We start from the raw sequence: 22877 nt of genomic DNA, 5'->3' as shown, positions 1-22877 counted from the left end.
CCTCCTATGACCTTACTGATATTGTCTGATTTCCTATTGATTCGTCAGGAGGTATAATAAGGTCGGACTGTATATTGTCATCTTTCTTTTTATAAAGAGCAGCGTTGAGAACATCTTCCAGATTTGAAGCAAAAATAAATTCTGTTGAAGCTTTTACGGCATCGTCAACCTCGTCAAGGTCTCCCTTATTGGCTGACGGAATAATAACCGTATGGATTCCCGCCTTATACGCCGCCATTGTTTTTTCACGAAGTCCGCCTATAGGCAGTACTTTACCGTGAAGAGTGATTTCTCCTGTCATTGCAACATCGCATCTTACCGGAATACCGGAAAGTGCGGACACCAAAGCTGTCGCCATTGTGACCCCTGCAGACGGACCGTCTTTCGGAACTGCTCCCTCAGGCGCATGAATATGGATATCCTTGTTTTTATAAAAATCAGGTGCGATATTATATTTATCGGCAACGCTTCTTGCGTAGCTTACCGCAAGCTTTGCGCTTTCCTTCATAACATCTCCGAGCGAACCCGTAGTTTCAATAGTTCCCTTGCCTTCCAGTATAAGCACTTCCAGAGGCATTAAAACACCGCCTACAGATGTCCATGCAAGACCGTTTACAACTCCGATTTCATTTTCAGTTGATCTTTCATCGTCAAAATATTTTTTTGCGCCGATATATGACTCAAGATTTTTTGAAGTGAATGTGACCTTTTTAGCGTTTCCGGATACAATTTCCTTTGCCGCCTTTCTGCAAAGTCCCGCCATCATTCTTTCTAAGTTTCTGACTCCGGCCTCTTTTGTATAATAATCTATCAGGTCATATATGACGGCGTCGTTTATTTTGATCTGTGTGCCCTTCAGACCATGTTTTTTCTGCTGCTTCGGAACAAGATGCTCCTTTGCAATATGAAATTTTTCTTCTCTTGTATAGCTTGTAAGTTCAATTAGCTCCATTCTGTCAAGAAGAGGCTTAGGGATAGTGTCTGTAGTATTTGCGGTTGTAACAAACATCACCTTGCTCAAATCAAATGGCAGTTCAATATAATGATCTCTGAACTCCTTATTCTGTTCACCGTCAAGAACTTCCAGCATAGCCGAAGCCGGATCTCCTCTGAAATCATTGCCCATTTTATCGATTTCATCAAAAAGTATCAGTGGATTGTTAGTACCAGCCTGTTTTATTGCATTAATAATTCTGCCGGGCATAGCCCCGATATATGTTTTCCTGTGTCCTCTGATATCTGATTCATCGCGGACACCGCCTAAAGATACCCTAACATATTCTCTACCAAGTGCCTTGGCAATTGATTTTCCTATTGACGTTTTACCAACCCCGGGAGGTCCTGAAAGACATATTATCTGACCCGTCACCTCCGGCGCCATTGCATAAGCCGCAATGCTTTCCAGAATTCTTTCCTTTACCCTTTTTAGTCCGTAGTGGTCTTTATCCAAAATCCTTGCCGCTCTTTTAATATCTGTTTTGGTTTTTGAGGAAGTGTTCCAGGGAAGCTCTAGTACTGTATCAAGATAATTTCTTATAACAAAGGATTCCTGAGATGATGACGATGTTTTCAGCAGTCTGTCAGCTTCTCTGATAAGCTTTTCCGTAATTTCAGGTGCGAGATTCATCTCATAAATTCTGTCCATGTATTCATAAGCTTCTTCCTGAGAATCGTCTTCTCCAAGCTGAGATGAAATAACCCGCATCTGTTCTCTGAGATAGTATTCTCTCTGATTTTTATCAAGATTGCTTCTTACCTCATCATGAATCTGTTTTTCAATTTCAAGTACTTCGACCTCATGCACAATATTTGCATAAAGCATGCCCAGTTTTGAAAGAATATTTGATTCTTCAAGCAGCATTTGTTTATCCTGAAAATCCAGATTCATATTATATGCGATATTTTCAAACAGCTTATAAGGATCATTCTGACACATAATTGAATTGATAAGCTCTTTAGGCATTCTGGGTACAAGCTCTCCGTATGTTTCAAAAATATCCTTTATAGAACGCATTATCGCAGTCAGATCCACAGGATCAGGCTTTTCACGGCTGTAATCCGGAAGCTTTTTAACTGTACATACAAACATACCGTTTTCATTTACAGTCTCTTTGATCTTTGCTCTGTAAAGCCCTTCGACCAGAACTCTCATTACGTTATCCGGTGTTTTTAAAGTTTGTCTGATTTCTGCGACAACACCGATATTATATAAATCCTTTTCCTGCGGTTCTTCAACATAAACGTCTTTCTGAGCAGTAAGAAAAACCAGCCTGTCATTCTTCAGAGCAGCTTCAACAGCCTTGACGGACATTTCCCTTGCAACATCAAAATGCATTACAAATCTCGGGAAACAAACAAGACCTCTCATAGCGACCGCAGGCAATATCAAATCCTTTGTCTTAGTATTTATATTTTTAATTGCTTTTTCTTCCATATTCTATTAGCAGTATTTATAATAAATACTTTCTCCTTTCAGTTATAATACTATGGCAATCAGCAGAAATTGCTGAAAGACAGGTTTTTTTTCACTGTGTCACAATATATTATATCTTATTTCGTCATAATTTGCAAGCCTTATAAAGAAACAAAAAACAGGTTTATTTATATTGAAAATTTCTTTGAAATATATTATAATTATTTAAATACGATTAATTAGAAAGGAATGAAATTTTATGTTTGACAGCTTTACGGAATTTGTAAGTGAAATGGCGGAAGAACTTTCCGCATTTAAGGAAATTATTTCTGCCGCCGGACTGATTGTTATTGATATATGTGCGCTCGTTATTATCTGTTTTTGTGCAAAGGAAAAAAAGACAGTGCAGAAGCAGTGGAGCAGAGCAGCTAGACATATGGTTCTTATGGATCACAGCGGAGAATTTAACTTCACTCTTAATTCACAGGAAGTACTTATGGGACGTCATATTTCAGCGGATCTGCGCTTTTCGGATATGTCCGTATCCAGATATCATGCTCTTTTAAGCCTTGAGGACGGTATATGGACTATTACCGACCTCGATTCAACATCAGGCACGTTTGTAAACGGTCAAAGAGTAAAACAAAAAAAGCTCAGGAATAACGATGAAATAAAAATCGGTAAAAAAGCGCTTTACATAAGGAGGGTTAAAGCTTAAATGTATAAAAACGGATTATCTTATACGATTATTACACTTTTGTCTCTGCTGACTCATATTTCAATGCTTACTATTGTATTTATCAAAGGACAATATGACAGCATTATGTCACCTATAATTCTTTCGGCAATTATACTTGGATCGGATATACTGTATTTTTTTATTTTAAAATATTTAAAACAAAATACATATACTTTTGATATTCTTCTTATTACGGTACTGAATATGAGCGTTATATTTCAGTCATGCTTCGGAAAAGTCGGGTTTGCAGTAAAACACTTTATTTTTTCCGTATTGGCTCTTGTATTTTGTCAGATAGGCTTTAAACTTGCGCAAAATTATAAATTTATTGAAAAATATAAGTATATTTTCTACGGTATTATAGGAGCGCTTGTAATATCTATATTACTGTTTACCGGCAGTAGGGGCATGTGGATCGATTTAGGCTTCATAACGATTCAGCCGTCTGAATTTATAAAACCTTTCTTTGCTCTTGTTTTTGCCACTTCTCTTGCGGCACAGCAAAATAAGAAAAAAATACTTGGAATAAGAATCGTTTATGATAATTGGATACTTCTTGGGATTACAGCTCTGATCGTACTTCTTCAATGGTGGTGCAGAGATCTGGGAAGTCTACCGACATTTGCAGCCGTGGCGGCATGCGGATTTATAATGCGTATCTGCTACCCAAAAGCCAAGCTTTCCAAAAAACTTCTTATCGGAATCGGCGCCGCCGGACTGGTTGTTGTCATAATTGCTCTTAAATTTGCGCCAAGTTACGTTCAGGACAGACTGCATGTTGACATCTGGAGTGATCCTACCGGAAATGGCTGGCAGCAGTGTCAGGCGCTTATTGCAATCGCAGAGGGAGGTTGGTTCGGAAAAGGTCCGGGATACGGAGTACTTTACAAAGTTCCGGCGGCTGACACAGATATCGTATTTTCTTCGATCAGTGAAGAATGGGGACTTCTTACCGCTCTTCTTGCAGTATTCATGATATTGCTTATTATTGTATCAGCTCTGATAAACACTCCTCGCTCTTATTTCCACACAACGCTTTCAGTTGGAGTTGCAGCGGTATTTATAGCGCAGATGTCTCTGAACATATTCGGTTCATGCAATATAATTCCGTTTACAGGAGTTACTATACCGTTTATATCCCAAGGAGGAAGTTCTATGCTGTCCTGCGGATTGATGGCAGGATTTCTTAAAGCCGGTCAGGCTATGGTTTATCCGGTACCGCAAAAACCGCAGATGCAAAGCTCAGGCAGGAGGACTACAGTATGAAAAGTTTAAAAAGAGGAAGCCGGCTTATTACTCTTATGATTTCTGTATTTATCATAGGAATGATAGTTTTGATTGCCAAAATACAAATGGAAGCTTCATTTTATATAAGTAATTCGGGATCGAGAAATTTAGGATATATTTACGATAGAAACGGAGATATCATTTTTGATGACAATGCAGAAAACGGACAGTATCCGGACGGATATTTTAAAGATCTGGGAAATCTTATCGGCGACGCCAGCGGTCAGATGACCAATACTTTGGTAGCTAAAAATATTGAAAAGCTCAGCAATTACAGTTTTACATCAGGTATAACATATAAAGGCGGGAAGGCGGCAATTTATTCCACTCTCAGTCATGAAGCCAACGAAAAAGTTTACAGCGCTTTCGGGGATAAGGACGGTTGTGCTATAGCCTATAATTATAAAACAGGTGAAATTCTTGTTTGTGTAAGCCGTCCGTCTGTTGATCCTCTTAAAGGTTATGAGGATCTTGCCGAGGGTAGTCTTTTATGCAAGGCATTTTACAAAACCGTGCCCGGTTCTACACAAAAAATTGCTACACTGATTTCCGCAGTGGAAACTATGGGTATGGATGCACTTATGGAAAAATCCTTTACCTGTAACGGAGTGTATACAAACAATACAGGTCTTGATATAGTATGTCATAATGAATACGGTCACGGTACACAGAATATCCGTGAAGCGTTTGCAAACAGCTGCAATCCGTTTTTTGCTCAGCTGGTTGAAGACTCCGGTTGGTCTCTTGCCAATATTGAAGATTGTTATAAAAAATTAGGATACTCTGTTAACGGTTCTGAGGAAACGGAATTTTCTATTAACGGAATTATAAGCGCTAAGGCCTCAACAACTCTTGAAGATAAAAATGAATTTAATACCCAGTGGAGCTGTATCGGTCAGGGTACAAGTCTTGTAAGCCCGTGTCAGCTTATGATGTGGCAAAGCGCTATAGCAAATGAATCCGGAAAATCTACTATGCCTTATCTGATAGATCATGTAACTAATGTAAACGGCAGGACTGTTGAAAACGCATCTACCAATTATTCGGAACAACTGTTTTCTTCTCATACCGCTTCGGAAGTAAAGGACATTATGCTTGAAAACGGTCTGAATTATACCGGTAAAATTCCGGGCTATACATTGGGTATTAAGAGCGGTACGGCACAAGTCAAGGACGGTAAAGAAGAAAATTCTCTACTTACAGGATTTGTTGATGATAAGGATTTTCCCATTGCTTTTGCAATTCTTATTGAAAACAGAGAATCTTATGATGTTTCAACTGAATATATAGCTTCTGTTATTTTAGATAGTTTGAGTTAAACTTCTTGACATTTTTTTATTTATAGCGTATAATTAAATTGTATATTAATGCGGTTTTTTATTTTGAATAGGAGGTATAATATGAACTTTAAAAAGAAGCTTATTGCTGTTGCTACTCTTCTTACTGTCGCTGCAGCAAGTATGACATCCGCTTTCGGCGGATTTACATCTTCAGCAGCCGTTGACGATAACAATGACGACTGGCTTCACGCCGTAGGCAGCAGACTTTACGATAAAGACGGAAATCAGGTATGGCTGACAGGAGCTAACTGGTTCGGTATGAACTGTACTGAAAATTTTCCTCACGGACTTTGGAGCGCTGATGCTGACGAATTGCTTTCTTCTGTTGCTGATCACGGTATTAATATAATTCGATTTCCTATTTCCACAGAGCTTCTGCTCTCATGGATGAACGGAGAACCTTATAAACCGGTTGGTCTTACGGCATCAAAAGATCCTTACTATATGTTTAATCCGGACTTCTGCGATGAAAACGGTGATACAATGGATAGTATGGGAATTTTTGACGTATTAATGAAAAAATGTAAAAAATACGGTATAAAAGCCCTGATCGATATACACAGTCCTGCGTCTCATAACTCTGGTCACAATTATAATTTATGGTACTATGAACCAAGCGCCGCAGATGCTGACAACATGGCAGCAAATTCAAAAACCGGCGAAGAAATAACTTATGATATGTGGATCGAATCGGTTACATGGCTGGCTGAAAAATATAAAAATGACGATACCATTATTGCATACGATCTAAAAAATGAGCCTCATGGAAAACGCGGATATAACGGTACCACATGTCCTACAGATATTGCCAAGTGGGACGATTCAGAGGATCTGAATAACTGGGCGTTTGCAGCGACGGAATGCGGAAATTCCATACTTGACGTAAATCCAAATGCTCTTATTCTTATTGAGGGTGTTGAGCAGTATCCGAAAACGGAAAAGGGCTATACTTATGATACTGCGGATATTTGGCAAGCTTCCGCTGATGTTTCACCTTGGTACGGCGCATGGTGGGGCGGCAATCTCAGAGGCGTTAAGGATTATCCGATTGATTTCGGTTCGAAAAGCAGAAACAGCCAGATAGTATATTCACCTCATGACTACGGTCCGTCTGTTTACAATCAGACATGGTTTGATAAGGATTTTACTACTCAGACTCTCCTTGATGATTACTGGTATGACACATGGGCTTATATCAACGATCAGGATATTGCTCCGCTGCTTATCGGAGAATGGGGCGGTCATATGGACGGTGGAAAAAACCAGAAATGGATGGAACTGCTTCGTGATTATATGATTGATAACCATATTAACCATACTTTCTGGTGTCTTAATCCAAATTCTGGCGACACAGGTGGTCTGCTCGACAGCAGTTTTACAGTCTGGGATGATGAAAAATATGATTTGTTTGAACCTTCATTGTGGCAGACAAGCAAAACAGGCAAATATATTGGTCTTGACCATCAGCAGCCACTTGGCGTAAACGGAACGGGTATTTCTGTAGCTGAATATTATAAATCATATAATGATACGGAGGGCAGTAATCTTGACTCTGACGGTTCGGTTAATCCTCTTCCTACCGAGCACACTACAGGCTCTCAATCATCTGACCTTAAGGGAGATGTGAATCTTAACGGAACTATTGAAATAGCCGATGTAGTACTCCTCAATAAACATTTGATCAAGGCTTCGGTACTTAAAGATCAGGCGTTGGAAAATGCCGATGTAAATGATGATAAAAAACTTAACGTATTTGATTCCATAGCAATTAAAAGAATATTATTATAAATAAAAACTTCCATTCAGTATTAACTGAATGGAAGTTTTTATTTATATATTAATCAGCGTTCTGTTCCAGTCTGGCAGCCTTCATCATGATAGCGCATTCAAGACGCTTTTTCTCAAGCTGACACGAAAATTTATGCGCATTATGTATATCTCCTGCATAAATATAATTATTCGCATTACAGCCGCCGCTGCAATAAAATTTTGCCCAGCACTTTTTACATTCCGGTTTTGTATAAACATGAGACGCTGCAAATTCGGCTTTCATATCAAGGTTAAAAGTACCCTCGTCAAGATTACCCATTTTATACTCTTCAAGACCAACAAACTGATGACATGGATAAATATCTCCGTCAGGCGTAATAGCGACATATTCATTTCCGCAGCCACAGCCTCTCAGACGTTTTATTGCACAGGGTCCCTGATCAAGATCCAACATAAAGTGAAAGAAATTAAACTTGCCTCCATGCTTTTCATTTTCAAGTATTCTGGCGGAGAGTCTTTCATATTCGCTGAAGATCGCCGATAATTCTTTTTCTGTAAGTGCATATGGCGCTTCCGGTTCACAAACAACCGGTTCAACCGAAATCTGATCAAATCCCTCGTCGTAAAGACTGAATACGTCTTCGGAAAAATCTAAATTATGCTTTGTAAAAGTACCTCTTACATAGTACTCCTTGTCGCCTCTTTTTTCAACCAGCTTTTTGAATTTAGGTAGAATAACATCATAACAACCTGATCCGTCAACTCTCTTTCTTATATTGTCATTGACTTCTTTACGTCCGTCAATTGAAAGAACAACATTAGACATTTCTTTATTGATAAAATCAATTTTATCATCGTCTAAAAGCATTCCGTTTGTAGTAATTGTAAATCGGAATCGTTTACCGTATTCTTTTTCTCTGGATCTTGCATACTCGACAATTTGCTTTACTACCTCAAAGTTCATTAAGGGTTCTCCGCCGAAAAAGTCCAGTTCAAGATTTTCTCTGTCTCCTGATTTTTCAAGGAGAAAGTCAATTGCCTTTTTACCGGTTTCAAAGGTCATAAGCTTTCTGCCTTTGCCGAAATCTCCTGTAGACGCAAAACAGTATTCACATCTCAGGTTACAGTCGTGTGCAATATGCAGACACATTGCTTTAACCGGAGAAGCTACTGAATATTTTGCAAACTTTTCATAATCGTCTTCAGAAAAAAGAATTTTATCATTATAAAGCTGAACGATTTCTTCATAACAAGAATTTATATCCTCTTCAGGATAAAATCTTGAAAGCTTTTCAACAACGTTCTGCGGACATTTTTCTTCAAACGGTGCTTCTACATTGTCCAGCAGATCATATGTTATATCGTCAACAACATGTACTCCGCCGCTATTAGTATCCAGAACTATATTATAACCGTTTAATTTATACTTATGTATCATTGATTTCACCTCATAAAAAATTTAAAAGGGACACTGTTTAAATGTCCCTTTTAGAACCCATGCTTGTAAAGACAGGTTTTCAAAATCAAACCAGCAGAAATTATCTTTCACATTTCTGATTTGCTACTGTGCAGGAAGTTTTACAAGCCGACTGACAAGAAGCCTGGCACTTTCCGCAGCCGCCCTTTTTAGCTGTTTCCTTCAGGTTAGCCTTATTAATAGTTTTAATATGCTTCATAAAAAACCTCCAATTATTTTTAAACTATTTTTTATTATATCATATGTTTTTGCTTTTTTCAATAGGTTTCTGCAAAAAATTCATAAAAATTCCTGTTAATTGATTTTTTAATACGGAGGTCTGCGAATTTTAGTATTTACGCCAAAAACTCCGCCGATCGCTCCTGAAATACATAAAAAAAGTAAATTTTTCAGCATTGTTAAAAGCACTAATTTTCTCGCATAAAATAATCCGAAAATTGTTACTATTAAACCAAGCCATATGCCGCAAAGTAAACCGTCTGCTATGCCCTTACGGCGTTTAACCTTGCCAAACTGAAATCCTGAAATAAAACCTCCGGCGCACAACACAAAATCAATCATAATAATAACTGCGCTTTCCGGCATATCAATTTTGCTTATACAGTATGAACAAACGCAGCTAAGAGATATTATTACCAATATACCGGATGATATTGATGTTATAAGATTGTAATATTTTGCTTTACGGATCTGTCTTTTATTTCGCTTCATTTCACTCCCCCTGATTATTTTTAATCAATACTTCAGTTAACTTATTTTGTTCTTCCTTTATACTGTCTGCAAAAAGCGATTCATAACTGTAAACCGCTATGCCGTCAGTTTTGTTTTTAAAAACAAATTCAGCTTGCTTTGCGGGTATACCTTTGGTTTCTTTCCATTCATTTTTTCCGCTGCCAGCCCATTTATCTTCCTTGCCGATCTTGTATGTACATATTCCGATTATCAGCTTTACATTATCACACGTATTAAGCTTCAGCCATTCATTAACTGTATTTTCAAAGGGCAGACTTTCATTTTCGAAACCATAATAAATCTGCGGTACTATATAATCGCAGTATCCTTCCTCACTACACCACTTTTTTACATCTGCATAAAGAACGTTACAATCTGAATCAATGTTTCCCTGGGGACTTATTCCGAAAATTATATTGGGATTTACGTTTTTTATAGTATTATAAACGCCTTTAACCAGATTATCAATATTTTCAGTTCTCCATTGCTTTAAATCAGAATTACCCGATTCTTTAAATGCTGCCGTGTCAAATGATTCTTCCTGTGTAGGATAAAAATAATCATCAATATGAATACCGTCAATATTATAATTTTCTGCTATTTCCCGTACTCCGTCAGCTACATAATTTCGCACTTCCTCATAAGCCGGATTAAGATACCATCTGTCATTGATTTTTATAATGTAGGTACCGTTTTTTGAATTATCATCATACCATTGCTTTATAATATATTTATTATCCAGTTCTTTGAGCTGTGCGTCCGTCTGACATCTGAGGGGATTGATCCAGCTATGTACGGAAAGTTTAGCTTTATGTCCTTCGCTTATTATTATTTCAAGAGGATCATAATTCATTTCATCTGAATAATAATCCGCTCTCGGAAAAATTTCCGATTTGTAATATGCATCATTATATGGACGTACATGAACATAAATTGTATTAAATCCGGCGTCCTTTATTTTTTTAAGAATTGATACTGCATTATCTGTAAATTCTTTTTCGCTTTTTCCTTCCAGAATATTTTTGTAATCCATCATAGTAAACCATATGGCTTTCGGATTTTCGTAATTTAGAGGATCATAATCAGATTTTACGTCTTGTTCCGCAGTTTCCTTTATTTGAAGCTGTTCGATGGTTTGTACTCCAAGGGTTACCGTCGCTTCTGATACTGCGTCAGTTCCGGCTTTCTCTGTACAGCCGCACGTTATACCGATCAATATGCATAATATTATTAACAATCTTCTTTTCACTATAACACGTCCTTACTGTTTTGTATATAAATATTCAATACAGTAATTTAATATGCATGCTTGCGGACATACAAATACCGTCTTACAGCTTCAATGCTGCAAGACGGTATTAAATTATATTATTCAAATTACATCTCTGGCAATTATATAAGTCAGGTAAACTGCATATGACAGTATAAATACCATTCCCTCGGCTCTTCCGATTTTTTTTCTTGTTGCTGCAAAAACATAACATATTATACTTGCAGCAAGTACGCACAATGAATCAATAACATTTTTCATTGTAACGTCAAACGGAGCAATTATCATTGACAGTCCCATTACCATCAGTATATTAAATAGATTTGAACCAATCACATTCCCAAGTGCCAGATCGCTTTTACCCTTTCTTGCGGAAACAACAGATGTAATAAGTTCGGGAAGAGAAGTTCCCAAAGCAACAACGGTAAGACCTATTAACGATTCGCTTATTCCAATTCCATGAGCTATGTCTTTTGCACAATAAACAGCAAGCTGACCTCCGCCTATTACCACAGCTAGTCCTCCGACTGCATAAATAATACTTTTCGGCACTGAAAGAGGTTTTTCATCAGGCTGCTGATCTTCCCGCCTGTCAATAACTGTTTTACGGCTTGTATTAGCATTAATAACAGTCCATACCATAAATATAATAAACATTATTTCAAGTACAAATCCACTGAAACGTGTACCCCTCATACCACCTGTAATAAACAGCAAGGGGACTATAATTGCTGAACCCAACAAAAGCGGAAAATCCTTTTTCAGCAGTGACGACTGTACAGATATCGGAACTATAACAGCGCTGACTCCAAGAATAATCAATATATTTAAAAGATTTGAACCTAACAGATTTCCTACTGTAATACCTGCATTTTCAGAATTGGAAACTGCACTTGAAATACTCACAGCCGCCTCAGGAGCGCTTGTCCCCATAGCAACAATAGTAAGACCAATAATTAAATCAGGAACCCGAAGCAGACGTGCAATAGAAACACAACCGTCTACAAAAAAATCAGCGCCCTTTACAAGCAGAATGAAGCTTATAATCAGTCCGGCAATCATAATAATCCAGTGTAACATAATTTTTGATACTCCTCAAAAAAATATAATTTTACATTATTTGACTTATTATATTAGAATAACACACTGTAAGACTTTCGTCAATATTAAAAATAAACAAATTGTTTTCAAACATTATCCGCATTATAAATTTCTATAAGAATATGATTGGTTAAAATTAAATAAAAATACATAAAATCTAATTGCCTGAATCTACAATTAGATTCTTTTAACGTTTTATTATTGTAATAATTTATAAAATATGTTATAATAAAATTTAATCGTTCTGATGTGTGAATGCGACCGTTTAAATAAACGGCGTATATCATTTAAAATTTCAGTACGGTAAAAAAACAACGCTGAAATGCGTAAAAAGGAGAAATTTATGAAAAAAACGGTTGCAACAATTCTGAAGCAAAAGTCTGAACATGACCGTATCACTATGTTGACTGCCTATGATTATTCAACAGCAAAACTGATTGATGAATCCGGTATTGACATAATTCTGGTAGGGGATTCACTGGGTATGGTTATGCTGGGTTATGAAGACACACTTTCTGTTACTATGAATGATATGATTCATCACACCGCTGCTGTCAGCAGAGGTACTCAAAACGCTTTGGTAGTTTCAGACATGCCATTCATGTCTTATCAGACTTCTGTATATGATGCTGTTTTAAATGCAGGCAGACTTATGAAGGAAGGCAGAGCAAATGCAGTAAAGCTTGAAGGCGGACTTGAATTTGCTCCTCATGTAAAGGCAATCACCGACGCTTCAATCCCTGTTATGGCACATATAGGAATGACTCCTCAATCAGTCAATAAATTCGGCGGATTTAAAGTACAAGGACAAGATGAAAAAAACGCCGCTAAAATCATTAAAGACGCACGAGCTATGCAGGATGCAGGAGCATTTGCAGTTTTAATGGAATGCGTACCGGATAAGCTTGCAGCTTATATTACCAAAATTTTAGACGTGCCTACAATTGGTATAGGCGCAGGTAACGGCTGTGACGGTCAGGTACTTGTTTATCAGGATATGTTGGGTATGTATTCAGATTTCACTCCAAAATTTGCAAAAAAGTATGCTGAAATCGGACAATCAATGAAAGATGCTTTCAGCAGTTATATAGACGAAGTTAAGTCCGGAAACTTTCCGGAAAGCAAACATTCCTTTGCTTTAAAGGAAGATATCGACTTTAATAATCTGGACAAAAAAAGCGAGGCATAAAGATGAAAATAGTAAAAACTATAAATGAAGTCAGAGAAATAATCAAAGATTGGAAAAAGCAAGGCTGTACAATTGGATTCGTACCTACAATGGGATACCTCCATGAAGGTCATCAAAGTTTAATACATGCCGCTGGAGAAAATGACAAGGTAGTTGTAAGTATTTTTGTAAATCCTATTCAGTTCGGACCAAACGAGGATTTCGCTTCATATCCACGTGACATTGACAGGGATACCGAAAAATGCCGTGAAGCCGGAGCAGATCTTATTTTTGCTCCGGAAGCTTCTGAGATGTTTGAACCGGATTTCTGTACGTTTGTGGATATGAACGGTCCTACAGACGAACTTTGCGGAAAAAGCCGCCCCGGACATTTCAGAGGAGTCTGCACTGTGGTTTCCAAACTTTTTAATATCGTGAATCCTGACAAGGCATATTTCGGTCAAAAAGACGCTCAGCAGCTTGCTGTTATTCGCAGAATGACAAAAGATTTGAGTATAGGTACTGAGATTGTAGGCTGTCCTATAATTCGTGAAAAGGACGGACTTGCTAAGAGTTCAAGAAATACATATTTAAGTCCGGAAGAACGTAAAGCGGCGCTTGTAATCAACAGAAGTCTTAATGAGGGCAGAAAAATTATTGAATCAGGAGAAACTGATTTAAATAAGGTAACGGAACAAATTAAATTACAGATTCAAAAAGAACCTCTTGCCAAAATTGACTATGTTAAAGCAGTAAACGCCGATTCAATAAAGCTTGTTGACAAAGCAGACGGCAGAATACTTGTAGCTGCGGCTGTTTATATCGGAAAAACAAGACTTATCGACAATTTTATTATAGAAAGGAATGCGGCTGATGACAGTAACAATGCTTAAAAGTAAAATTCACCGTGCAACAGTAACTGAAGCTAATTTAAACTATGTAGGCAGTATAACGATTGATTCGTCACTAATGAAAGCGGCAGGAATTTTTGAATATGAAAAGGTACAGATTGTTGATGTTAACAACGGAAGCCGCATCGAAACATACGTTATCAGCGGCGAAGCTGATTCCGGAGTTATCTGCTTAAACGGTGCGGCTGCCAGATGCGTACAGCCTGGGGACATAGTAATTATTATGGCTTACGCTCAAATGTCTTCTGAAGAAGCTCAAAAGCATGTTCCTAATGTTATTATGGTAGACGAAAATAATCACTGTAAAAGTGTAGAACACTGTGAAAAACACGGTCAAATAGTCTGATACATCGGAGGACAATATTATGATACTTGCTGTTGATATTGGAAACTCCACAGTAGTAATGGGACTTATAAATAACAGCGAACTTATTGCCAGTAGAAAAACGGTGACTGACATTTCAGAATTAGAAGTAAATTACAAGGAAGAAATAAAAACTCTTCTTAAAAGCCACAGTATTTCCGAAAGTAAAATTGAAGGTGCAATTATTTCTTCCGTAGTACCTCTTCTGACAGATATTTTAAAAGAAGCTGTTTCCGATATTTTTAAACTTGAACCAATAACGGTCAATTCAGAAAGTATAACAGGTATTGAAATTATCACTGACAATCCGTCACAGCTTGGCAGCGACCGTATTGCGGATGCCGCCGCAGGTATAAATGAATACGGAGCGCCGCTGGTAATTATAGATATGGGAACAGCTACAACTGTTTCAGTAATAAATCCGCAAAACCAATTTTTAGGAGGACTCATACTTCCGGGTGTGAGAACATCCCTTAACTCCCTAATAAACAATACCTCCCAGCTGCCAAGAATAAAGCTTGGTACGCCGTCAGAAAGAATTATCGGTACAAATACCGTAAGCTCAATTGAAAACGGTATTGTTTATGGAACTGCCGCACAAATTGACGGTCTGATCCAACGTATTTCAAACGAGCTTGATTTTGATCCAAAAATAATTGCAACAGGCGGAAATGCAGGAGCAGTAATTCCATACTGTAAGTCAAAAATTATTTATGATAAAAATCTTTTGCTGAAAGGACTCTATATCATATATAAAAATGAAAAGGAGGAAATGAAATGCTGAAAGGAAAATCCGTTCTTATAGGAGTTACGGGCGGAATCGCTGCATATAAAATGGCGGGAGTATGCAGCAGTCTGATAAAGCTTCATGCCGATGTAGACGTTATGATGACTGAAAACGCATGCAATTTTATTACACCGATCACCTTTGAATCACTAACTTCAAGCAAATGCATGGTTGACACCTTTGACAGAAATTTTCAATTTGATATTCGTCATATTTCAGCCGCCCAGAAAGCAGACGTACTGCTGATAGCTCCGGCAACCGCAAATGTTATCGGTAAGCTGGCAAACGGTATTGCAGACGATATGCTGACTACTACTGCACTTGCATGTCGGTGCGACAAAATTATTGCTCCGGCTATGAATACTAATATGTTTGTAAATCCTGTTGTACAAGATAACATTGAAAAACTAAAAAAATACGGCTGGACAGTTATTCCTCCCGAAAGCGGACGCCTTGCATGCGGAGCGATCGGAACAGGAAAAATGCCCTCAGAAGAAGTACTGATTTCATATATTTTAAGATCAATCGCATGCAATAAAGATTTATCGGGCAAAAAAGTACTTGTAACTGCCGGACCTACCTGTGAAGCCATAGATCCTGTAAGGTATATTACCAATCACTCGACAGGCAAAATGGGATATGCCATTGCAAACCGTGCAATGCTTAGAGGCGCAGACGTGACTCTTATTACAGGAAAAACGCAAATTCAGCCTCCGCCGTTTGTTAATGTGGTACCCGTTGTAAGCGCCGAAGAAATGTACAATGAAGTAATAGAAAATGCTGATTCTGCGGATATAATTATTATGGCGGCAGCTGTTGCCGATTACCGTCCGAAAAATGTTTCTGACCAAAAAATAAAAAAATCCGATAGTGATATGGAAATAAAGCTTGAACGTACTAAAGATATTCTTAAGGAAGTCTGCAAGCACAAGCGTAACGGACAATTTATCTGTGGTTTTTCAATGGAAACAGAAAATTTAATTGAAAATTCACGTAAAAAGCTTGAAAAGAAAAATTGTGACATGATCGCAGCGAACAACTTAAAATGTGAAGGCGCCGGATTCGGTACGGATACCAATATAATTACACTTATTACAAATGACTCAATAAATGAACTTCCTTTTATGACAAAGGAACAAGCGGCAGACCGTATTCTTGACGCTATAATATCAATATAAAAGCAACCGGACGTTTTAAACGTCCGGTTTTATTTGTCATTTTTAATATTTTTATACAATAAGTTACAGATTAATAACAATATTTATATAAATATTGAAAAATTATATGATAGGAAATATAATGTAATTGTAGCTAGTTATTAATACGTTTATTTATTAGTCATAAAAGTAAGGAGTGATTTATATGAAAAAAATAATCAGTATATTAATTTCTGCAATATACTTATCATGCTTAAATACAATTGCGTTTGCTGATGAGTCCAGTACAAATGAAATAACTCAGACCGATTCTATAAGTTCCGACGAATTAGATCAAGCTGAATCAGCCCTTGATTATTATGCCGACAATTTACAAGATAAAGATGCCGTTTCATATTCCATAAAAAGCGATATTGAAGGATACTTCGATGGACTGGAAAATTATGATTTAAGCAAAGCCTATAAAAGCTATTGTATAGATGGCTATATGATAGACACATATAAAGAAAATAATAACTTTGCTTCATTGATTACTGATGATTATCGAATATTTGTTCCAACAGAAAGACAGTTGGTAACTTTGTATCCTGTAGACGGAAAGCTTAAAGCAATAGGATCTGAAAGCATAGACAATCCTGATGAATTAATAGATTTTAATGCTGAAACCGAACGTGCAAAGGAACAGATAAACGGAGAAATAATTGATATTATACATGCAAATTCCTTTGTATATTATCTGGATATTATATATATTAAAACAACTGAAAATGAATATGTTGTACCATACTTTTCTGCGCCTCTTATGTTGGAAGAAATAGGAAACAGAATTGACAACGGAAAAGTTTACAAAGCTTCTGATTTTATGGAAGCCATGGATAATACTTTTGATATAGATGTTATTGATCCGATGACAATGGGAGGTGTTCCTATAAAGCCTATCGAAGAAGTAACAGTTGAAAATAATAATGATGATACTATGAATAATTATTTAATTATATTCAGTATTGCTGCTGGTGTAATTGTTATCGGAATTTTCAGCGTGGTACTAATTGTTAAAAAAAGAAAACATAATATGGAATAACCGGACGTTTTATGCGTCCGGTTTTATGCATTATTACAATTGCAGCCAATTTATCAGCATAAATAAGAACTGAATGTTGCTGCGATTACTATGATCAGATTTAAGGATTATTTAATAATTTTCATGCTACAATTGAATCACAACGATGAAAGGGGTATGAAAATGTATTTGCGAATACTTAAAAAAGACCTGAAAAGAAAAAAGACCATGAATGTCATTCTTTTGATTTTCATTACTATGGCGGCAACGTTTATTGCAAGCAGTGCAAACAATTTGTTTACAATTTCAACTGCGCTGGACAGCTATTTTGAAAAAGCAAACGTACCCGACTATTGGTTTGCAACGTCAGATGAAAAAGCAATCAAAAGCTTTGAGACTTTCGCTGAAGACAATGATTATTTTTACAGCTGTACAGAGCTTCTTCAAATTGATCCTGTCAATGTTAATATCAGCGGGGATCAGTTTGAATACGGAAACAGCCTGTGCCTATCGACCGTAAACGGTACAAAGGTATTTGACAGGAATTCCAATGAGCTGACTCAAGTAAATGACGGCGAAATTTATGTTACCGCCGAAATTTTCAATTCTGATGAAAATAATTTTTATGAAGGCTGTAAAATTGTAGTAGAAGCAGACGGCGTTAAAAAGGAATTTACTTTAAAGGGGTATATAAAGGATGCTCTTTTTGGTTCGGCGATGATTGGGATGACGCGTTTTCTGGTAAGTGAAAACGACTTTAAGCTGTTTTGCAGTGAGCAGGCAGATATCATGGATTCTATTGGAGTTTATACTGATGATACTGAATTTATGGATAAGTTTTATAATCTTGATTTGCAGATGATTATGAATATGAACTATTCGGGAATCAAGCGGATGTACATTATGGATATGCTCATAGCGGCCGTTGTTCTGATTGTCAGCATATGTCTTATTCTGATTTCTATGGTTATTCTTCATTTTACAATCAACTTCACGATGAGCGAGGAATTCCGTGAAATCGGCGTTATGAAAGCTATTGGAATTACAAACAACAAAATCAGAGAGCTTTACATAGTAAAATATCTTGCAATATCTGTCATTGGCGCTTCAATCGGACTTGTACTCAGTTTTCCGTTCAGCAAACTCCTGATAGAAAATGCTTCTCAAAATATCATTATTTCAAGTGATGGTAAATTTATTCTGAATGCTGCCTGCGCTGTAAGTACTGCGGTTGTTGTTGTTTTGTTTTGTTATTTCTGCACAAGAAAGATCAGGAAATTTTCGCCGATCGACGCAATTAGAAGCGGTAAAACAGGCGAACGTTACAAAAACAAGGGATTTATTCATCTAAGCAAATCAAAACTTTCTCCCGTACCTTTTATGGCAATAAATGATATTCTAAGCGGTCCCAAAAGATTTTTTTCAATGATCTTGATTTTTACTGTGGGACTGCTACTGATCATTATTCCTGTAAATACTATCAATACACTAAAATCGGATAAATTAATTACAATGTTCAACATGGCAGACTGTGATCACGTAATTTCTCAGGAACTGTTATTTTCTGCTGACGGAAGCAATGAACGAATGATCAGCGGCAGACTTGACGATGTCAGGAAAAAACTTAGTGAAAACAATATAGAAGCGGATGTATTTCAAGAGGTAATGTTCCGGTTTAGTATTGCACATGGAGATAAAAAAATGTCTTCTCTTGCTTTTCAGGGTAAGGGAGAGGTTACTGCGGATATGTATTCATACCTTGAGGGAACCCCTCCGCAGAATAACGGCGAGGTAGCAATTTCCTATATTGTGGCAGACAATATTGGTGCAGAGATCGGCGATGACGTCAATATTCAAATAGGTGAAGAAGTAAAAACCTACACTGTAACTGCTATCAATCAGTCCATGAACAATCTGGGTGAAGGCATACGCTTTTACCAGGACGAGCAGCTTGATTATAACTATGCGTCAGGAGGTTTCGGCATTCAGATAAAATATACTGATGATCCCGACAGCAAAACACTTATAGAAAGAAAATCTCTGCTTAAGGAATTATATCATGATGCAAAGGTTTATAATGCCGGTGAATATATCGACTATATGATTGGCGATGTTGCCGGACAGCTGGAAGGTGTAAAAAAACTTATTCTAAGTATAATTCTGTGCATCAATATACTGGTTGTTTTACTTATGGTAAAAAGTTTTATTATAAAAGAAAAAGGTGAAATTGCAGTACTGAAAGCCATAGGCTTTAAAAATTCTTCTCTTGTTGCATGGCAGACCATACGAATTGGAATTGTTTTGCTGATATCAATAGTTTTGGGTACGTGTCTTTCCACACCTCTTTCAAAGTTGACAGTTGAGCCTGTATTCCAAATGATGGGAGCATACAGCATTCATTTTGATATAATGCCTCTGGAGGTTTATGTGCTCTATCCGTTGATCGTGCTGATCGTAACGGAACTTGCCGCATTTATTTCAGCGCAGAATTTAAGAAAAGTTTCTGCTGCGGAAGCCTCAAATATTGAATAATCAAAGGAGAACAGCTATGAATACAAATACAGTTTTAAACGTTAAAGATTTATGTAAAACATATATCGTAAATAAACGCCAGAATAACGTTCTGAAAAATGTAAATTTTACTGTTTCTGAAGGAGAAATGGTGGCAATTATGGGACCTTCAGGTTCGGGCAAGTCCACGCTTCTTTATGCCGTTTCGGGGATGGACAGTATCACTGCCGGTGAAGTGGACTTCTGTGGAGAGAATATTGCTAAATTGGGTGAGAAAGAACTTGCAAGTCTTAGGCTTGATGAAATGGGATTTATCTTTCAACAGATGTATATGCTGAAAAATCTGACCGTACTGGACAATATTATTCTTCCTGCCTGCCAGTCGAAAAAGAATACTGAAACACGCAAAGAGACCGTACAGCACGGTCAGGATCTTATGCGCAAGCTGGGCATTATTGATATTGCCGACAATGACATTAATGAAGTCTCCGGCGGACAGCTTCAGCGTGCCTGTATCTGCCGCAGTATGATAAACCGACCAAAAATGATATTTGCCGATGAGCCGACGGGTGCATTGAACCGCACCTCCTCCGACGAGGTAATGGAGGAGCTTTTGAAGCTTAACGATGAAGGTACGACAATAATGCTTGTCACTCACGATGTAAAGGTTGCAGCGAAATGTACAAGAGCGCTTTACATAGTTGACGGAAACATAAAAGGCGAGTATAATTTAGACAGATACGAAAACGCTTCTCAGATGAGAGAGCGTGAACGATCACTGAATAACTGGCTGCTGGAACTTGGATGGTAAGATATTATCAGCAGTCATATCTTTGAAAGGATTTATTATGACTGATATTCTTATTGTGGAAGATAACAAGGAGTTGAGTGGATTGCTGTGTGATTTTCTTCGTGCGGAAAATTACACAGTATCTATGGCGGAAAGCGGTGAAAAAGCCTTGTCGATTTATGAAAAGTACGGCGCAAGGCTTGTTGTGTTGGATATTATGCTGCCGGGTATGGATGGCTTTGCGGTGTGCAGAAAAATTCGTGAGGAAAGTAACACACCTATTCTTATTGTAAGTGCAAAAACAGAAAAGGAGGATAAGCTTAACGGACTTATTCTTGGTGCGGATGATTACATTGAAAAGCCATATGATATTGACATCATGCTTGCAAAGATAGGTGGAATATTTAAGCGGAGATATGCTGTCTCCGAATTGACCGACGGCAATATCCGCATAAATAAGATCAGCCGTACAGTGTACAAAAACGGTACACTCGTTGAAATGACATCAAAGGAATTTAACCTGCTTGTGCTTCTTATGGAAAACAAGGGTAAGGCTCTGAGCAAGGAATATATTTTCAATCAGATCTGGGGCAGTGACAGCTTTTCGGAGCAGCAGACCCTTACTGTACATATCAAATGGCTTCGGCAGAAAATTGAAGATGATCCGAAAAATCCGAAGAAAATTTTGACCGTTTGGGGCGTAGGCTACAAATATGAAAGCGTTTAATAAGATATTCGCCGCTGTAATTGCAATGATAATTCTGATTTTTGCCGTATTCAATCTGTTATTTGCTTCTTCGGATAATACAGACAGCGGCAGGCCATATCGTGTAGAGATAAACAGGCTTGTATTTGAAATTGAACAAAGCGGTTTTGACAGTGTGGATATGTCAGGCTGCGAATATGTCACGCATATTGAAAAATACAGCGACAAATTTTATGATTCCGACAGCGACTATACGATCCGTGAAATAAATGGTGTGCTTTATCGTTTCGACTATACAACGGATATGGAGTCGGACAAAAGCAGCGTGATGCTTATGGTAAATATTATTCTGGGTATTCTATCTGCGATGATTATAGGAGTTCTGATATTTATACGGATAAAGATTCTGCTGCCTTTTGAAAATCTGACAAACGTTCCTTATGAACTGTCAAAGGGGAATCTTACGTGTCCGATAAAAGAAGATAAAAGCCGCTTTTTCGGTAGATTTATCTGGGGTGTTGATCTGCTTCGTGAAAATATGGAGCAACAGAAACAGCGTGAGCTTGATTTGCAGAGGGATAAGAAAATGCTGCTTTTATCTTTGTCACATGACATCAAAACGCCGCTGTCTGCGATAAAGCTTTATTCAAAGGCACTTTCAAAGGGGTTGTATGACGGCAGAGAGAAACAGATTGAAATTGCCGAAAGCATCAATACCAAAGCTGACGAGATAGAAAGCTACGTTTTGCAGATCATTACTGCCTCAAGGGAGGATTTTCTAAGCCTTGAAGTGGAAATGGGCGAATTTTATCTGTCGGAGCTTATCAGTAAGATTAAGCTGTATTATACGGAAAAGCTACGGCTCATCAGAACGGATTTTTTCGTGGGAAGTTATATGGATCGTCTGCTGAAAGGAGACCTTGACCGCAGCGTTGAGGTCTTGCAGAATGTGATGGAGAATGCAATCAAATATGGTGACGGAAAAAGCATAGATATACAGATTTCAGAGGAGGACGGCTGCTTGCTTATTACAGTCAGGAATAGCGGCTGTACCCTTTCTGAAAACGAATTGCCTCACATTTTTGAGAGCTTCTGGAGAGGAGAAAATGCTGAGAACGAAAAAGGCAGCGGTCTGGGACTTTACATCAACCGACAGCTTATGCATAAGATGAACGGAGAGATTTTTGCTGAAATAAAAGACGGCTTTATATCGGTAAGTATGGTATTTTCCAAGGCATAAAATTATGCTGAATGCTGAACTCGGTTGTAACCATGGGATTTTCGGTATTGGTTT

Annotated in this window: 20 protein-coding genes; 14 read left to right on the top strand and 6 right to left on the bottom strand. The window is 37.6% G+C overall.

Going from position 1 to position 22877, the window contains the following annotated elements:
• Window positions 1-4: 4 nt before the first annotated feature.
• A complete protein-coding gene (lon, locus tag OCV67_RS03790; RefSeq protein WP_147642530.1) occupies window positions 5-2434 on the bottom strand; it encodes an endopeptidase La in 2430 nt (809 codons plus the stop codon).
• A gap of 238 nt (window positions 2435-2672) precedes the next feature.
• Here lon and OCV67_RS03785 point away from each other — a divergent pair, with 238 nt between their 5' ends.
• The 4 genes from OCV67_RS03785 (at window position 2673) to OCV67_RS03770 (ending at window position 7567) form a co-directional block, all read left to right on the top strand.
• Window positions 2673-3131, top strand: coding sequence for an FHA domain-containing protein (locus tag OCV67_RS03785; RefSeq protein WP_262644251.1), 459 nt, complete (start codon window positions 2673-2675; stop codon window positions 3129-3131).
• On the top strand, window positions 3132-4418 hold the full coding sequence (locus OCV67_RS03780) for an FtsW/RodA/SpoVE family cell cycle protein (protein ID WP_147642529.1): 1287 nt from the start codon (window positions 3132-3134) through the stop codon (window positions 4416-4418).
• Complete coding sequence (locus OCV67_RS03775) at window positions 4415-5758, top strand: penicillin-binding transpeptidase domain-containing protein (RefSeq protein ID WP_147642528.1); 1344 nt, start codon at window positions 4415-4417, stop codon at window positions 5756-5758. Before OCV67_RS03780 ends, OCV67_RS03775 begins: the two co-directional genes overlap by 4 nt.
• Before the next feature lie 81 nt (window positions 5759-5839).
• Window positions 5840-7567, top strand: coding sequence for a cellulase family glycosylhydrolase (locus tag OCV67_RS03770; RefSeq protein ID WP_147642527.1), 1728 nt, complete (start codon window positions 5840-5842; stop codon window positions 7565-7567).
• A 49-nt stretch (window positions 7568-7616) separates the two neighbouring features.
• Here the strand turns inward: OCV67_RS03770 and scfB are convergent, their stop codons facing one another.
• The 5 genes from scfB to OCV67_RS03745 all read right to left on the bottom strand — a co-directional run bounded on the left by scfB (window position 7617) and on the right by OCV67_RS03745 (window position 12108).
• Window positions 7617-8987 carry a thioether cross-link-forming SCIFF peptide maturase gene (gene scfB / locus OCV67_RS03765; RefSeq protein ID WP_147642526.1) on the bottom strand — a complete coding sequence of 457 codons (1371 nt, stop codon included), beginning with the start codon at window positions 8985-8987 and terminating at the stop codon, window positions 7617-7619.
• A gap of 100 nt (window positions 8988-9087) precedes the next feature.
• Window positions 9088-9225, bottom strand: a complete 138-nt coding sequence (scfA, locus tag OCV67_RS03760) for a six-cysteine ranthipeptide SCIFF (RefSeq protein WP_147642525.1) — start codon at window positions 9223-9225, stop codon at window positions 9088-9090.
• A gap of 107 nt (window positions 9226-9332) precedes the next feature.
• Complete coding sequence (locus OCV67_RS03755; protein ID WP_147642524.1) at window positions 9333-9737, bottom strand: TIGR04086 family membrane protein; 405 nt, start codon at window positions 9735-9737, stop codon at window positions 9333-9335.
• 1 nt (window position 9738) lies between these two features.
• On the bottom strand, window positions 9739-11007 hold the full coding sequence (locus OCV67_RS03750; protein WP_147642523.1) for a glycoside hydrolase family 10 protein: 1269 nt from the start codon (window positions 11005-11007) through the stop codon (window positions 9739-9741).
• 123 nt (window positions 11008-11130) lie between these two features.
• The gene (locus OCV67_RS03745; RefSeq protein WP_147642522.1) at window positions 11131-12108 is read right to left on the bottom strand and encodes a calcium/sodium antiporter; all 978 of its coding nucleotides are present in this window, start codon (window positions 12106-12108) and stop codon (window positions 11131-11133) included.
• Window positions 12109-12472: 364 nt separating this feature from the next.
• Between OCV67_RS03745 and panB the strand changes: the two genes are divergently transcribed.
• From panB to OCV67_RS03695, 10 genes are all read left to right on the top strand, one after another.
• Entirely contained in the window at window positions 12473-13318 is an 846-nt protein-coding gene (gene panB, locus OCV67_RS03740) for a 3-methyl-2-oxobutanoate hydroxymethyltransferase (protein ID WP_147642521.1), read from the top strand.
• Between the two features lie 2 nt (window positions 13319-13320).
• Window positions 13321-14190: a pantoate--beta-alanine ligase gene (gene panC / locus OCV67_RS03735; RefSeq protein WP_147642520.1), complete on the top strand. Its 870-nt coding sequence runs from the start codon at window positions 13321-13323 to the stop codon at window positions 14188-14190.
• On the top strand, window positions 14171-14554 hold the full coding sequence (gene panD, locus OCV67_RS03730; protein WP_147642519.1) for an aspartate 1-decarboxylase: 384 nt from the start codon (window positions 14171-14173) through the stop codon (window positions 14552-14554). The genes panC and panD overlap by 20 nt, the downstream gene beginning before the upstream one ends.
• Window positions 14555-14573: 19 nt before the next feature.
• On the top strand, window positions 14574-15356 hold the full coding sequence (locus OCV67_RS03725; RefSeq protein WP_147642518.1) for a type III pantothenate kinase: 783 nt from the start codon (window positions 14574-14576) through the stop codon (window positions 15354-15356).
• Complete coding sequence (coaBC, locus tag OCV67_RS03720; RefSeq protein ID WP_147642517.1) at window positions 15350-16537, top strand: bifunctional phosphopantothenoylcysteine decarboxylase/phosphopantothenate--cysteine ligase CoaBC; 1188 nt, start codon at window positions 15350-15352, stop codon at window positions 16535-16537. The genes OCV67_RS03725 and coaBC overlap by 7 nt, the downstream gene beginning before the upstream one ends.
• Window positions 16538-16721: 184 nt before the next feature.
• Window positions 16722-17597 (top strand): hypothetical protein, encoded by an 876-nt coding sequence (locus OCV67_RS03715; protein WP_147642516.1) that lies wholly within the window; start codon window positions 16722-16724, stop codon window positions 17595-17597.
• A gap of 162 nt (window positions 17598-17759) precedes the next feature.
• Complete coding sequence (locus tag OCV67_RS03710) at window positions 17760-20108, top strand: ABC transporter permease (protein ID WP_178084983.1); 2349 nt, start codon at window positions 17760-17762, stop codon at window positions 20106-20108.
• 16 nt (window positions 20109-20124) lie between these two features.
• Window positions 20125-20898, top strand: a complete 774-nt coding sequence (locus tag OCV67_RS03705; RefSeq protein ID WP_147642514.1) for an ABC transporter ATP-binding protein — start codon at window positions 20125-20127, stop codon at window positions 20896-20898.
• A gap of 37 nt (window positions 20899-20935) precedes the next feature.
• Complete coding sequence (locus OCV67_RS03700; RefSeq protein ID WP_147642610.1) at window positions 20936-21604, top strand: response regulator transcription factor; 669 nt, start codon at window positions 20936-20938, stop codon at window positions 21602-21604.
• The gene (locus tag OCV67_RS03695) at window positions 21591-22823 is read left to right on the top strand and encodes a sensor histidine kinase (RefSeq protein WP_147642513.1); all 1233 of its coding nucleotides are present in this window, start codon (window positions 21591-21593) and stop codon (window positions 22821-22823) included. Before OCV67_RS03700 ends, OCV67_RS03695 begins: the two co-directional genes overlap by 14 nt.
• Window positions 22824-22877 lie beyond the last annotated feature (54 nt).

This window comes from Porcipelethomonas ammoniilytica (assembly GCF_025567485.1).
GTDB classification, from domain to species: domain Bacteria; phylum Bacillota; class Clostridia; order Oscillospirales; family Ruminococcaceae; genus Porcipelethomonas; species Porcipelethomonas ammoniilytica.
The sequence above is the reverse complement of the archived record's forward strand: the minus strand, read 5'-3'. Positions and strand labels throughout refer to the sequence as shown.